The sequence below is a fragment of the Glycomyces albidus genome, from assembly GCF_009451885.1.
GTDB classification, from domain to species: Bacteria; Actinomycetota; Actinomycetes; order Mycobacteriales; family Micromonosporaceae; genus Glycomyces; species Glycomyces albidus.
On record NZ_WIAO01000002.1, the window covers coordinates 231,490 to 244,235 of the forward strand.

10 protein-coding genes are annotated in these 12,746 nt (G+C 72.1%); 2 read left to right on the forward strand and 8 right to left on the reverse strand.

Translation table 11 applies throughout. From position 1 onward, the window contains the following. Positions 1 to 198: 198 nt before the first annotated feature. A complete protein-coding gene (gene asnB / locus GFD30_RS02780; RefSeq protein ID WP_194201823.1) occupies positions 199 to 2,427 on the forward strand; it encodes an asparagine synthase (glutamine-hydrolyzing) in 2,229 nt (742 codons plus the stop codon). Positions 2,428 to 2,475: 48 nt separating this feature from the next. On the opposite strand, the gene GFD30_RS02785 is transcribed toward asnB, so the two are convergent. The 8 genes from GFD30_RS02785 to GFD30_RS02820 all read right to left on the reverse strand — a co-directional run bounded on the left by GFD30_RS02785 (position 2,476) and on the right by GFD30_RS02820 (position 12,128). Then, positions 2,476 to 5,148 carry a Dyp-type peroxidase gene (locus GFD30_RS02785; protein ID WP_153023674.1) on the reverse strand — a complete coding sequence of 891 codons (2,673 nt, stop codon included), beginning with the start codon at positions 5,146 to 5,148 and terminating at the stop codon, positions 2,476 to 2,478. A gap of 79 nt (positions 5,149 to 5,227) precedes the next feature. Further along, positions 5,228 to 5,785 (reverse strand): hypothetical protein, encoded by a 558-nt coding sequence (locus GFD30_RS02790; protein ID WP_153023675.1) that lies wholly within the window; start codon positions 5,783 to 5,785, stop codon positions 5,228 to 5,230. A gap of 84 nt (positions 5,786 to 5,869) precedes the next feature. Then, positions 5,870 to 7,078: a DUF418 domain-containing protein gene (locus tag GFD30_RS27755; protein WP_153023676.1), complete on the reverse strand. Its 1,209-nt coding sequence runs from the start codon at positions 7,076 to 7,078 to the stop codon at positions 5,870 to 5,872. Positions 7,079 to 7,502: 424 nt separating this feature from the next. Continuing rightward, a complete protein-coding gene (fabF, locus tag GFD30_RS02800) occupies positions 7,503 to 8,720 on the reverse strand; it encodes a beta-ketoacyl-ACP synthase II (RefSeq protein ID WP_322632882.1) in 1,218 nt (405 codons plus the stop codon). Position 8,721: 1 nt separating this feature from the next. Continuing rightward, positions 8,722 to 8,958, reverse strand: a complete 237-nt coding sequence (locus GFD30_RS02805) for an acyl carrier protein (RefSeq protein ID WP_030159099.1) — start codon at positions 8,956 to 8,958, stop codon at positions 8,722 to 8,724. 27 nt (positions 8,959 to 8,985) lie between these two features. Beyond that, the gene (locus GFD30_RS02810; protein ID WP_322632883.1) at positions 8,986 to 9,939 is read right to left on the reverse strand and encodes a beta-ketoacyl-ACP synthase III; all 954 of its coding nucleotides are present in this window, start codon (positions 9,937 to 9,939) and stop codon (positions 8,986 to 8,988) included. Then, positions 9,936 to 10,865, reverse strand: a complete 930-nt coding sequence (locus tag GFD30_RS02815; protein WP_322632884.1) for an ACP S-malonyltransferase — start codon at positions 10,863 to 10,865, stop codon at positions 9,936 to 9,938. Before GFD30_RS02815 ends, GFD30_RS02810 begins: the two co-directional genes overlap by 4 nt. Positions 10,866 to 10,958: 93 nt before the next feature. Further along, on the reverse strand, positions 10,959 to 12,128 hold the full coding sequence (locus GFD30_RS02820) for a PucR family transcriptional regulator (RefSeq protein ID WP_153023677.1): 1,170 nt from the start codon (positions 12,126 to 12,128) through the stop codon (positions 10,959 to 10,961). 117 nt (positions 12,129 to 12,245) lie between these two features. On the opposite strand from GFD30_RS02820, the gene trxA reads away from it, so the two are divergent. Further along, positions 12,246 to 12,632: a thioredoxin gene (gene trxA, locus GFD30_RS02825; protein ID WP_153023678.1), complete on the forward strand. Its 387-nt coding sequence runs from the start codon at positions 12,246 to 12,248 to the stop codon at positions 12,630 to 12,632. Positions 12,633 to 12,746 lie beyond the last annotated feature (114 nt).

Sequence of the window (12,746 nt, forward strand, 5' to 3'; positions counted from 1 at the left end):
TCGGTTGCATCCGAAGGTCGGGAACCGAACCCGCCGAAGGTCCGGGGCGGCCCGCCGATGGTCGGGCAACCGCCGCCGCCCGGCGGCGGTGCGACCGGAGACCTGGGCGGCCGGGTCGCGGACCTTCGGCGGAGGCGACGCCGCTCCGGCCGCACGAGCATGGGAGCCACTGACCCTTCCCAGCCTCTAGGAGCGCTCATGTGCGGATTCGTCGTCTGCGCGGGGGACCCCGCCGCACCGCCCGGCGGCGACCTGCCGGCCCTGCTCGAACTGCTCGACCACCGCGGCCCCGACGAGACCGCGTGCGACCCGCCCGGGCGGCGCGTCCGCATGGGCTTCAAACGGCTCGCGATCATCGACACCGCCGGATCCCACCAGCCGATGCGCAGCGGCGACGGGAAGCTCGCCATCGTCTTCAACGGCGAGATCTACAACTACCTCGAACTGCGCGACGAACTCGTCCGCGAGACCGGCGCGGTCTTCGCGACCCGCGGCGACACCGAGGTCGTCCTGGCCGGGTACCGGCACTGGGGCCCCGACGTCGTCCACCGCCTCCGCGGCATGTTCGCGTTCGTCGTCCACGACGCCGAAGCCGACCTGCTCTTCGCCGCCCGTGACCCCTTCGGGATCAAACCCCTCTACTGGACCCGCCGCGGCGGCACCCTCTGGCTCGCCAGCGAGAAGAAGGCCCTCCCCGGGCTCGACCGCGAGCGGGTGGAACCCGACGCGCTCGCCCACTACGCGACCTTCCAGTACGTCCCCGAACCGGCCACCCTCCACCGCGGCGTCCACCGCTTCGAAGCCGGCTGCAGCGCCCTGTTCCGCCCCGGCGCCGAGCCCCGGCCCACCCGGTACTTCCGGCCCCTGTTCCACCCCCGCAGGATCGACGACGAGCAGCGGCTCCACCGCGAGATCGAAGCGGCCCTGCGCGAGTCGGTGCGCCTGCACATGCGCTCGGACGTCCCCGTCGGGACGCTCCTGTCCAGCGGCATCGACTCGACGGCGGTGACCGCGCTGGCCCGCGAGGTCGACCCGCGGCTGCTGACGTTCACCGCCCGGTTCACCGACCCGGGACTGTACGACGAGCTCGAAGTGGCCTCCCGCTCGGCGGCCGAGCTCGGGGTCGTCAACATCCCCGCGCCGGTCTCGGCCGAGGACGTCATGGCCGAGCTGCCGCGGATCGTGTGGCACCTGGACGACCCGGTCGCCGACCCGGCGCTCGTGCCGCTGTACTTCGTCGCGAAGAAGGCCGCCGAGCACGTGACCGTCGCGCTCGGCGGCGAGGGCGCGGACGAGTTCTTCGGCGGCTACACGATCTACCGGGAACCGAAGTCCCTCAGGGCGGTCACGGCCCTCCCCGGGTCCGCGAAGCACCTGCTGCAGCGGGTCTCGCGGGCGCTGCCGGAGGGCGTCAAGGGCCGGGGCTTCCTCGAACGCGGCACCGCCGAGATCGAGGAGCGCTTCGTGGGCAACGCGAAGATCTTCACCGGCGACGCGAAGGAGCGCCTGCTGCGCCGCCCCGGTCCCGACGTCCGCGAGGTCACCGGTCCCGTCTGGGACGAGTCGGCACACCTCGACCCGGTCTCGCGCATGCAGTACCTGGACCTGTGCACCTGGATGCGCGGCGACATCCTCGTCAAGGCCGACCGGATGTCCATGGCGCACAGCCTGGAATTGCGCGTCCCGTTCCTCGACCGCGGCGTCTGGGAGGCGGCCTCCCGCATTCCCGCCGAGCACCGGCTCTCCGGCCCGCAGACGAAGGTGGCCCTCCGGCGGGCGCTCGCCGGGATCGTGCCGCCCTCGATCGTCGAGCGCCCCAAGCTCGGCTTCCCGACCCCGCACCGGCAGTGGCTCGCCGGGCCGATGTTCGCCTGGACCGACCAGGTCCTCGCCGAGGCCGCCTGCGGCCACCTCCTCGATCTCGAGTACGCGCGCGGCCTCCTGCGCGAGCACCGCGACGGCGCCGACCACGCCCGCAAAGTGTGGGCGGTCCTGGTGTTCTGCCTCTGGTACGGGCAGATCGGGGCCGAACCGCCGCCCCGGGCCGCCGCAGCGGTCCCGAGGCGGCTCCCTCCGCAGACGGCCGCAGCGCTGCTCGCAGCCTCCGCGATGCCCGAGGCGCCCGCCCCGGCGGCTCCGGTCACCGATCCGCCGGTTCCGCAACTGCCGGTGAGCGAAACGCCCGGGTTCGAAACGATCGGGTTTGAAACGCCTGGATTCGGAACGCCGGTTCCTGAAGCGCCGCAGACTGATTCGCAGCCGCAGCCGCAGCCGCAGCCGCAGCCGCAGCCGCAGCCGCAGCCGCAGCCGCATTCCCTTCAGCCGGCCCCGATCGCGGGAGCCCCCGGCACGGCCGTGGAGGTCGTGCCCGACTATGTGCCCGCGCCGCAGCGGGACTCGCCCGACGGGCTCGTCCCCGGCTTCTGACCGGGCCTCCGACAGGGGCGGGCGCCGTTCGGCGCCCGCCCCTTCGGCTCACGCCCGGAACAGGTCCGCGGCGACGAAGCCGCCTTCGGCCGCGCCCGGCGGGACCGCGAACACCCCCGAGCCCTCGGCGGTGATGAACTCCGTGAGCCGGTCCGAGGCGGCCATCTTCTCCTGCGCGTCGATGAACACCTGCGGGTCCGCCTGGAACGACACGAACAGCATCCCCGCGTCGTACGGGTGCTCGGCGTGCATGTGCCCGTCGAGGTGCCCGTCCGTCGCCGCGTCGGACGACACGTCGCCCTGGGTCAGGAACCCGTAGTCGTAGTTGAAGCCGCGCCGCACCATCGCCGCGTCGTGCACGACCGCGATGTGCGAATCGGCCGGAACCGCGGGCAGGCCCGAGGCGTCCAGGGCCGTGAAGTCCGGGTGGTCGAACTCGCCGCCGCCGCTGAGCGGCACCCCCGAGTCCCGCTCCCGCCCGAACGTCAGGTTCTGGTCCTCCGCGGACAGCATCGACCAGTCCGGCAGGCGCATCCGGATCTTGCGGAACACCAGGTACGTGCCGCCTTCGAACCACGACGGCTCCGCGTCGACCGCCCACACGCGGGCGTCGAACTCCTCACTGCCCGCCTTCGGGTTCGCGCTGCCGTCCTTGAACCCCATGAGGTTCCGCGGCGTCCCGCCGTCCGGCGCCGACGAGAACCCCTGCTGCACCCACCGCAGCGACCCCCGGCCCACGGCCCGCTTCCGCAGCTCCAGGAACGCGTTCGACACAACCTGCTGGTCGTCGCCGCACACCTGGAGCAGCAGGTCGCCGCCCGACCACGCCGGATTCAACTTGTCGCCGTCGAACTCCGGCAGCTCCGCGAGCTTCGACGGCCGCGCCGCCTCCAGGCCCGCCTTCGCGAACGCCGCCGGGCCGATCCCGAACGTCACCGTCAGCCGCGCCGGGTCCAGGCCCGCCGCCACCGCCTCCGCGTCGAACTGGTCGGGCCCGTCGATCGCGGCCTTCGGCGGCGCCTCACCGGCCGCCAGCGCAGCCGCGACCGCCGACCAGTCCTGAAGCAGCGCTCGCAGATTCGCGGCCACCGCGGCAGGGTCGAGCGCCGCACCGGACGCGAGATCCGCCGCCGCGAGGTCGAACGACGCGAACAGGGCGTGCCTCTGGCCCGGCGTCGCGATCCCCGCCTGCCGGTCCCCGTAGAACGGCTCCACGTCCGGGCCGCGGTCCTCGGCGCCGGACCCGTCGCCGCCGGTGCCGTTCGCGACCGCCATCCCGGCGCCCGCGCCGACCGCGGCCGAGACCGTCGCCGTCGCCAGCGCCGTCCGCCGCGTCACCGTCGCCTCGCCGGTCCCGTCCCCGGCGGGCGGCCTCCGGAATCGCCGCCACAGCCCGACGGCGACATCGACGGCCACGAACGCCGCCAACGAGATCCCCAGCAGCGGGAAGAACCAGCCGACCCCGGCCGCGACTGCGACGACCGCCGCGGCCACCGGCCACGGCAGCCGCCGCAGCCCGCCGCCCGGGTACGGCCGGCCCATGAGTGCGCCCTGCGGCCGCCGCTGCCACCACATCCGGTAGCCCCACACGACCATGAGGACCACGAGCACCATCGCGGCCGCCAGGACCACCTGGTTCGCCAGGCCGAACAGCAGGCCCATGTGCGCGGCGATGAGCACGTTCGTCGCCTGCGCCATCGCCGGCCAGTCCGCGAACCGCAGCTCCTCGGCCGCTTCCGGTGCGCCCGAAGCGGTGTCGACGATCATCTGGTCCTGCTCCAGCGGCAGCGACCGCCGCTGCTCGGCCACCAGGTACTGCGTGTCCGACCCGGTCGGCAGCGTGATCTGCATCGGGTCGCTCATTCCCGCGTCGAGCGCCGCGGCGTACACGCCGTCGAGGAGCGCCACCGCGAACGGCGACGCGCCCGCGGCGCCCGAGTGGTCGTGCTCGGCATGGTCGCCCGAACCCGCGCCCGAATCCAGCGTGAGCGACGGCGTCGTCCAGTTCAGCGCCTCCCGCAGCTCCGCGACGTTCTCGCCCGCGAACCGCGACCAGGTCACGCCCGTGACCGACAGGAAGAGCAGCACCGCGACGAGCCAGAGCCCGACCGGCCCGTGCCACGCGAGCGTCCGGTTCCGCCCCGAGCCCTGCGGTCTCGGCCGCCAGAAGCCGCCGCCGCGCCGCCGCCGCGCGATCCACAGGACCAGGCCGCCGAGCGCCACCACCCACAGCCAGCTCGCCGCCAGCTCCGAGTAGATCCTGCCCGGCTCGCCCAGGTGCAGGTTCCGGTGCAGCGTCGAGACCCACTCGCGGACCGGCCCGGCCTGCGAGGACCCGTACGTCGTCGAATCGCCGAGCACCTCACCGGTGTACGGGTCCACATAGACCACGGCGACGGCGCCCGACTCGCGGACGACCCCGTCGTCCACCAGCACCGCGGTCGACGCGGCGGCCTCGGCCGCGGGCCGCACCGCCGTCACCGTCCAGTCGGGGTGCGCTTCGGACACCGCGTCGACCTGGGCGGCGAGCGTCAGCGCCTCGCCGGCGGGCTCGACGGTCCGCAAATCCTCGTACAGGAAGTCCTCCAGCGGGTAGGAGAGTGCGTACGCCAGCCCGGTCAAGGCCGAGACCAGCAGGAACGGTGCGATCAATATCCCGGCGTAGAAATGCAGCCGGAGCAGCGGCCGCCGCAGGGCAGCCGAAATCCTCGGTGTAGACATGCTTCGCTTTCTGAGCAGCCCGGAGCAGCCGTGCACCGGGCAGGGGGTGGCGCCGGACGGCGCCGGGGGACGACAGGGATCAGAAAGCGAACCGCGGCGGACCGCGCCGCGAGATGGCCGCCGAGGCGACCGGGGCGGGACGCGGCGCGCGCGTCCGAACCGGGAACCGGCGCGGCCGGACCGCGACCGGGGCGTTCAGGCCCGTGATGCGCACCAGGCGCGCGAACCACAGCGTCAGCAGATCGAGCAGCGACGCGAACGCGGCGTCACCGCGCGACAGCCACGACGCCTGCGCCAGGGCCGCGGCGATGTGGACCAGCCACATGCTCACCCCGGAGCCGTGCGCGTGCGCGGCGGTCTCGGCCGCGCCTTGGAGCAGCGTCTCGTTGAAGAGCGCGCCTTGGAACAGCTCGTGCAGGCCCCACTGCGCCGCCAGGCACAGCGGTGCGAGGGCCGGGAAGCCGCGCTGGCGGCCTCCGGCGGCGAAGGCGACTCCGAAGACGAGACCGAACGCCGCGGCCGCCTGGAGCGGACCTGGGGCGTGCCCGCCGCTCCACAGGTGCAGCAGGAGCGAAGCCGACCCCGAGACCGCTGCGAACACGGCGGCCCGCAGCAGTCGGAACGGAATGTCGCTCACTTGCACGGCCGTATTCTGTCACGGGCCGGGACGCGCGGACGCCCCCGCGTCGGCGATCCGATGCGGGGGCGTCGCGGTCGGCGGTCAGGACCGCTTGCGGCCGTAGGTGAGGCGCCGCAGCAGCACTTCGAACGGCCCGCGCTTGCCGGCCCGGTCGAGCAGCACCGCGATGACCACGGTGGCCGCCCAGGTGCCGAAGGCGACGCCGAACGCGCCCAGGTAGCCCAGGTCCTCGCCGAGGCCGAGGCCCCAGGCGGCGAGCAGCGGGGCCATGATGAACGACTGGAGCAGGTAGCTCGTCAGCGACCGCTCGCCGACCGCGGCCAGTGCGCCGGGGACGCCGCGGCGGCCGTACCCGCGCAGCTTGTGCGCCAGCAGCCCGAACCCGCAGATGTAGCCGAACCCGGCGTACATGCCGCCGAGGAGCGTCAGGTAGACCGCGCCGATCCACACGCCGCGCGAGGGCTCCCAGGCGCCGAGGCCGACGAGCGCCACGGGAAGGGAGCTGAGGACGTTCACGACCATGCCCGAGATGAAGTACTTCTTGAGCTGCGGCAGGTGGTCCTCGGGGTGGTTGAGCCAGCCCGAGCGCTGGAGCATCATGCCGCCGATGATCGACGGGAAGAACGCGCCGACGAACACGGTCGCGACCGCGCCGACGGGCGAGACCATGGCGCCGGTGAGCATCTGGCTCAGGTAGGGCGGCAGGCTGTCGTCGCCGGGCGGCTGGGCGCTGCCGGTGAAGAAGAACGCGAACATCGTGTTGCCGATGAGCACGACGTAGGCGACGGTCGCCCAGAACCACCGCTTCAGCGCCTTGTCGGAGAGGTTGACGAAGAACAGGGCGATCAGGCCCATGGCGCCGTACGGGGCGAGGATGTCGCCGTAGAACAGGAACACGGCGTGCAGGAAGCCGAACGCGAGCAGCCACCAGGAGCGGCGGCGCAGGACCTTGCGGACGCCCTTGGGCTCCATGCCGCGGGCGAACATGCGCGAGGCCATGACGGCGATGCCGAAGCCGTAGAGGAGCGCGAACATCGGGCGCGAGCGCTCGGCGATGAGGAGCTGCTCGATGAAGTACGCGACGTGGTCGGCGGTCGACTGGCCGGTGAAGTGGTTGTACTTGTCGCGGTCCATGCCCCACAGGTGGACCGGGACGTTGGCGAGCGCGATGAACAGCAGCATGCCGCCGCGCGCGATGTCGGGCGCGAGCGAGCGCTCCGCCTTGGTGATCGGCGCCGGCGGGCCGGCCGGCCTCGGCGGGTCCTCTGTGGCGTAGGGGGTCGCGGTCACGGTGGGCTCCTTCGGGATCTTTTGTTTCCTCTGATGTGCGCGGTGGGGTCCGCTTTCAACAGTGTAGGAAAATGGCGCCCTCTTCACGGTAGTGCTGGCCCCCGGTTTCGGCTGCCGACCGTGGTACCGGGCGAGTCGTTCTGAGGGCGGATCACGTTCGATGGAATGTCGTACCCCGGGCGTATTTTTGATCCAGGGGACCCTCGTCCGTCCGATTTGTGGTAGGCGCTCCGAGACCCGCCGAGACACTCCCGATTCCCGTGGCACACGGAAAGGCCCCGCCGCTTTCGCGACGGGGCCTCCGATGTCGTTGCGTCACTTACGCCTTCGTGCTAGACCGCTGGTTCACTACGGCTACGCCTTCGGGCTAGACCGCTAGTTCACTACGGCTACGCCTTCGTCCTGGACCGCTAGTTCACTACGGCTACGCCTTCGCGAACAGCAGCGCCGCGTTGTGGCCGCCGAAGCCGAACGCCGTGTTGAGCGCGGCCTTCAGCTCCACCTTGCGGGCCTCGTTCGCGGCCACGTCCAGGTCCAGGGCGGGGTCGGGGTTCTCGAGGTTGATCGTCGGGGGGATGACCCCGTCGACGATCGCCATGATCGCCGCGATCGACTCGACCGCGCCCGCGCCGCCGAGCAGGTGCCCGGTCATGGACTTGGTCGCGGTGAGCACCACGTGGTCGCCGACCACGCGCTTGATGCCCTTGACCTCCGCCATGTCCCCGACCGGCGTCGAGGTGGCGTGGGCGTTCACGTGGCCGATGTCCTTCGGGTCGATGCCGGCCTGCTTGATCGCCGCCGCCATCGCCCGGCCGCCGCCCCGGCACTCCGGGTCGGGCTGGACGATGTCGTAGCCGTCAGAGGTCAGGCCGGAGCCCGCCACGACCGCGTAGATCTTCGCCCCGCGCGCCTCGGCGTGGTCGCGGCGCTCGAGGATCAGCGCGCCCGAGCCCTCGCCCATGACGAACCCGTCGCGGTCGCGGTCCCAGGGCCGGGAGGCGTGCTCGGGGTCGTCGTTGCGGGTCGACATGGCCTTCATCGAGGAGAACCCGGCCATCGGCAGGCCGCCGATGACCGCCTCGGCGCCGCCAGCCACGACCACGTCGGCACGGCCGGCGCGGATCATGTCGGCGGCCCAGGAGATCGCCTCGGCCGAGGTGGCGCACGCGCTGGTGGGGGCGTGCACGCCTGCCTGGGCGCCGAACTCCAGGCCGACCACGGCGGCGGGGCCGTTGGGCATGAGCATGGGCACGGTGAACGGGGAGACCTTGCGCGGACCGCTCTCCTCCAGGATGTCGTCCTGGGCGAGGAGGGTCAGCGCGCCGCCGATTCCGGAGCCGAAGACGACGCCGAGCCGTTCCTTGTCGAGGTCGTCGCTCAGCCCCGCGTCGTCCCACGCCTGCTGAGCCGCGACCAGCGCGATCTGCTCGGAGCGGTCAAGACGGCGCAGCCGCACCCGAGGCAGGACCTCGGACGGCTCGACCGCCAGCTCGGCGGCGATCCGGCAGGGGAGCTCCTTGGCCCACTCGTGCTCGAGCAGGTGGACACCCGACCGTCCGGCCACGAGTGCTTCCCAGGTCGACGCCACGTCCCCGCCGAGGGGCGTGGTCGCGCCGAGCCCGGTCACGACTACCTCAGTCACATTAACCCTTCTCGATGTAGGAGACGGCGTCGCCGACGGTCTTCAGGTTGGCGACCTCGTCGTCGGGGATCTTCACGCCGAACTTCTCTTCGGCGGCCACGACGACCTCGACCATGGCGAGCGAGTCCACGTCCAGGTCGTCGGTGAAGGACTTGCCGTCGGCGACATCGTCGGGGTTGACGCCCGCGACCTCTTCGAGAATGTCCGACAGACCTTCGCGGATCTCGTCACGAGACAGAGCCATGAGTTAATTTCCTCTCGATAGTTACGGGCAGCGGATGACCTGCCCGGCGTAGGTGAGCCCGCCGCCGAATCCGAACAGGAGGATCGGGGCGCCGGAGGCCACCTTGCCACTTTGTACCAACTTCGACAGCGCCAGCGGCACCGACGCCGCGGAGGTGTTGCCGGAGTAGACGATGTCCTCGGCGACGATGCACTCGTCGCTGAAGTCGAGGCGTTTGGCGATGCCCTGGATGATCCGCAGGTTCGCCTGGTGCGGCACGAAGGCCGCGAGGTCCGCGATCTTGACGTCGGCGCGCTCGGCGACCTTCTCGATGAGCGGCGCGAGCTGGGTGGTGGCCCAGCGGAAGACGGTCTGGCCGGCCTGCTTGATGTAGGGGACGTCCTCCTCGATGCGGATGACGTCGGCCATGGACGGCTCCGAGCCCCACACGACCGGGCTGATCGCCAGGGCGGGGTCGTCGGTGCCCTCGACCACGACCGCGCCGGCGCCGTCGCCGAAGAGGACGCACGAGGTGCGGTCCTCCCAGTCGGTGACCGCGGTGAGCTTCTCGGCGCCGATCACGATGGCGCGCTTGGCGCTGCCGACCCGGATGGCCATGTCGGCCTGGGCCAGCGCGTACTCGAAGCCGGAGCAGGCGGTGTTGACGTCCATCGCGGCGGGCGCGTCGATGCCGAGGGCCTCGGCGACGCGGCAGGCGGTGTTGGGGCAGACGTCCTTGGCGGAGACGGTGGCCACGATGACCATGTCGATGTCGCCGGGCTGGAGGCCGGCGTTCTCCAGGGCCTGCCGGGCGGCGTGGATCGCCATGTCGGCGACCTTCTCGTCGTCGGCGGCGATGCGGCGCTCCTTGATGCCGACCCGGGAGACGATCCACTCGTCGTTGGTGTCGACCATCTTGGCGAGGTCCTCGTTGGTGAGGACCTTCTCCGGCTGGTAGTGGCCGACGCTGACGACTCGCGTTCCGTTGACGCTCACTCGACTCCTTCGTTCCCTGCGAGTACGGCGGCCGCCGCGAGGTCGTCGGGGGTGTTGACGTTGTGTCGCTCCACGCCCTTGAGCGCCCGCTTGGCCAGTCCGGTGAGCGTCCCTGCCGGCGGCAGCTCGATCACCGCCGTGACGCCCAGTTCTCCAAGCGTACTCATGCAGGCGTCCCATCGGACCGGTGAGGTGACCTGGGCCACGAGCTGCTGCAAGGCGGTGGCGCCGGTGGTCACGGGCCTGCCGTCCCGGTTGGACAGGAGCGTCCGGGTCGGGTCGGCGGTCGCGATGTCGGCGGCGACGGCTTCGAGGGCCTCCTGGGCGGGGGCCATGTGCGGGGTGTGGAAGGCGCCGGCGACGCTCAGGGCGATGATCCGGGCCTTCTCCGGCGGGTCGCCGGCGAGCTTCTCGATGGCGGCCACGGGCCCGGCGGCGACGATCTGGCCGGCGCCGTTGCGGTTGGCGGGCCAGGCGCCGGACGCCTCGATGCGGGCGAGGACCTCGTCCTCGACGCCGCCGAGGACGGCGGCCATGGTGGTCGGCTCGATGTTGCAGGCGGCGGCCATCTCGCGGCCGCGGACGGCGGCGAGCCGGACGGCGGCCTCGGGCGTGAGCACCCCGGCGATCGCGAGCGCGGTCAGTTCGCCGACCGAGTGCCCGGCGACGACCGTGGCGGCCGCGTCGACGGCGGGGTCGGCGAGGAGCCGCTCGGCCGCGAGCAGGCCCGCGGCGACGAGCAGCGGCTGGGTGTTCGCGGTGTCGGTGATCTCGTCCTGGCCCGCTTCGGTGCCGAGGCGGACGAGGTCGAGGCCGATGAGATCGGACCATTCGCGCAGCCGCGAGGCGGCTGCCGGGTCTTCGATCCACGGCGTCAGGAACCCGGGCTTCTGCGAGCCCTGCCCGGGAGCGAGAATGGCAAGCACACTAGAACTTTCGCATCGATGGCATGGGATACGGGAGCAGTCAGAGGACTGAATGCCCGCGCGGTTCTTGTGGAGAATCTACAACACTCGTTGTCAACTGCGAGAACGCCGGGTCCCCGGCGAGCTCTCCAGGCGCCCTATGGTCAACCCCACACGCAGCACGAAGGCCTCATGCGGATCGGTGGGGGAGAAACCGGTCACCTCCTGGATGCGGCGGAGCCGGTACCGGACGGTGTTGGGGTGGACGTAGAGCTCGCGCGCGGTGCCTTCGAGGACGCCGCCGGAGGCGATGAACGCGTCCATGGTCTCCAGGAGTTCGCCGCCGGCGCGGCGCAGGGTCATGAAGACCCCTTCGCGCAGGCCGAGGCGGGCGGCCTCGTCGCCGGCGATGGCGCGCTCGGGGAGGAGCTGCATGGCGGTGACGGGCCGGGGCGCGTCGGGCCAGGCGGGGGCGGCGCGGTGGCCGGCGACGGCCGCGAGGGCCGACGAGGAGGCTTCGGCGAGTCCGGTCACGGTGGGGCCCACCACGATCGGGCCGTCGCCGAACTGGCCGGTGAGCTTCTCGACGATCTCGACGGGTTCCTTGACGCCGCCGAGGAGGAGCACGAGGCGGGCGCCGTGGACGCCCGCGAGGATGTCGAGCCCGAGCCGGCGGGCGGCCCGCTGGACGGAGTGGAGGACGAGGGTGGCCTCGCCGCCGGGGGTGGCGCCGCAGACGACGGTGATGGTCTGGGTCTCGGACCATCCGAGGGCGGCGGCGCGGCTGATGAGCTCGTCGGAGTTGTCGCCGCGCAGGAGGGCGTCGACGAGCATCGCCTGGAGGCGGGCGTCCCAGGCGCCGCGGGTCTCGGCGGCGCGGGCGTACACGCGGGCGGCCGCGAAGGCGATCTCGCGGCTGAAGCGCAGTACCGATTCGCGGAGCTGGTCCTCTTCGCCGTCGGCGGCGAGCTGGGGGACCTGCTCTTCGACGACGTCGATGACGACCTGGATGAGCGCGACGGTGTGCTGGAGGCTGATGGCGCGCGCCAGTTCGACGGGGGCGGCTTCGAACACCATGTCGGAGGAGCCGAGGTCGTCGCCCGAGGAGCGCAGCCACTCCAGGAATTGCCTGACGCCGGCCTGGGCCACCAGGGTCACCATCGAGCGCTGCTCGGCGGGGAGGTCGCGGAACCAGGGGAGGCGTTCGTCCATCCGGGTGAGCGACTGGGTCGTCAGCGCCGACGAGGAGCGTTCGATGTTCTGAATGGTCGTGGCCAGGTCCATGCCCTATAGCCTGCCAGACGTGGCGCGCGCCGCGCATCGACGTCGGGCGGAATACCGGGGGCGCCACTACTGTTGCGCGTGAGAGCACGAAATCAGCGAAGACAGAGAGGCGGTCCCATGGCCACCGTTGAACTGACCAAGGGCAACTTCGAGGAGACCGTCACCGGCAACGACATCGTGCTGGTCGACTGGTGGGCCGACTGGTGCGGCCCGTGCAAGATGTTCGCGCCCACGTACGAGGCCGCGAGCGAGAAGCACTCCGACGTCGTGTTCGGGAAGATCGACACCGAGGACCAGCGGGAGCTCTCCGCCGAGGCCGGGATCCAGTCGATCCCGACGCTCATGGCCTTCCGCGAGGGCATCCTCCTGTACAGCCAGCCGGGCGCGCTGCCGCCGGCCGCGCTGGAGGAGATCATCGGCAAGGTCAAGGAGCTCGACATGGACGCCGTGCGCGCCGAGATCGAGAAGGAAGAGGCCGGGGACCACTCCGGCCACGACCACTAGGTCTCCAGGGGCCCCGGGCGAGGGCGCTCGGGCACTGACTCGGACGGGCGGGACGCATCGGCGTCCCGCCCTTCGCCGTCCCCGGGGACGGCGAAGGGCCGCGGGCGCATCGCC

Coding starts and splice junctions, on each gene's coding strand:
- GFD30_RS02820 (WP_153023677.1), bottom strand. CDS start 12,128: ATGGACCTGGCCACGACCATTCAGAACATCGAACGCTCCTCGTCGGCG.
- asnB (WP_194201823.1), top strand. CDS start 199: ATGTGCGGATTCGTCGTCTGCGCGGGGGACCCCGCCGCACCGCCCGGC.
- trxA (WP_153023678.1), top strand. CDS start 12,246: ATGGCCACCGTTGAACTGACCAAGGGCAACTTCGAGGAGACCGTCACC.
- GFD30_RS02785 (WP_153023674.1), bottom strand. CDS start 5,148: ATGTCTACACCGAGGATTTCGGCTGCCCTGCGGCGGCCGCTGCTCCGG.